This is a genomic window from Rhodoferax sp. RT5P35 (genome assembly GCF_056521385.1).
In genome coordinates, this window is sequence record NZ_JBWMAX010000142.1 from 1 (window position 1) to 1391 (window position 1391).

1 protein-coding gene is annotated in these 1391 nt (G+C 62.4%); it reads right to left on the reverse strand.

The genetic code is table 11. The features are described from left to right. Window positions 1–1112 (reverse strand): acyl-CoA dehydrogenase family protein (locus AC097L_RS24415; RefSeq protein ID WP_479589312.1); only part of this gene is annotated, 1112 nt, incomplete at its 3' end. Window positions 1113–1391 lie beyond the last annotated feature (279 nt).

Sequence of the window (1391 nt, forward strand, 5' to 3'; positions counted from 1 at the left end):
CCGCGCAGCGAATAGGTGGGCGCGACCTGGCTGACATAGGCCAGAGTGCGGTACAGGTCGGGGTCGACCGGGGCATCGGGGTTGCAGGCGATGGCGGCTTCGATCAGGGCGGGAATGCTTTGCTCGAATTCGGTGCCAATGTCCTTGATCAGCGCGGCTTCGACCACGGGGCTTTCGCCCAGCACCAGCTTGTGGGTCACGGCGATGGACATGTTGCGCAAGGTGGCCAGGTGGGTGGCCAACCGGCCCACCGTCTCGGCATGGCGGGCGGCATCCGGGCTGCGGCGCAGGCAGCTGATCCAGTGCTCCAACAGCACGATGCTGGAGTAGACGCGCTCGGGGCCGCTGCGCTCGAAAGCCAGCTCGGCGTTGACCTGCTCCCAGCCGCTGCCTTCGGTGCCGATGAGGGCATCGTCGGCCAGCAGCACGTCGTCAAAAAACACTTCGGAAAAATGCGCGTCGCCCGCCAGGTCGTGGATGGGCCGCACGGTGATGCCGGGCAGCGCTAGGTCGATGATGAACTGCGACAGGCCTTTTTGCCGGTCTTGCGGCTCGCCCGAGGAGCGCACCAGGGCAATCATGTAGTGGCAGTGGTGGGCGTTGGTGGTCCAGATTTTGCGGCCATTGAGCCGCCAGCCGCCGTTAACGCCATCAACGCGGGTGGCGCGGGTGCCGACGCTGGCCAGGTCCGACCCGGCGTTGGGCTCGCTCATGCCGATGCAGAAAAACGCCTGCCCGGCGCAGATTTTGGGCAGGTAGAACTGGCGCTGCGCTTCGGTGCCGAACTTGTAGATCAGCGGGCCGCTTTGGCGGTCGGCGATCCAGTGCGCCGACACCGGTGCGCCGATGGCCAGCAACTCTACCACCAGCACAAAGCGCGAAAACGCATCCAACTGGGCACCGCCGTATTGCGCGGGCAGGGTGACACCCACCCAGCCGCGGGCCGCCAGCTTTTGGCTGAAGGCGGCGCTGAAGCCCATCCACGAGCGGGCCCGGATATCGGGCGGCGTGGCATCCATATGGGTCTGGAGAAAGGCTTTGACTTCGGCCCGGAACGCGTTTGTTGCGGGCGGGAGTGTCGCGAGCCGAAAGGCGGACAACAGGTTGCTCAATGGATTCTCCTTCGGTGCAGGGCTGGCATGAAGGGCGAAGCATAGGCAGCCGTGAATGTGCCGTCCAATATTTAATGGTGGATAGTTGATAGTGGTTTGGTATCAGTGGCTAGCTAATTGCGGTAGTTCGTTGATACCACTTGGATATTGCTTAGCTTTATATTGATATTGGACAATAGACCTGCGATGGCCTACGCTGGCCGGTCTACCCACATCGCACAGGATTCCCGCCATGCCCAACTTTCTTCTGTATTCCCAGCAAGACCATGTAGTTACCTT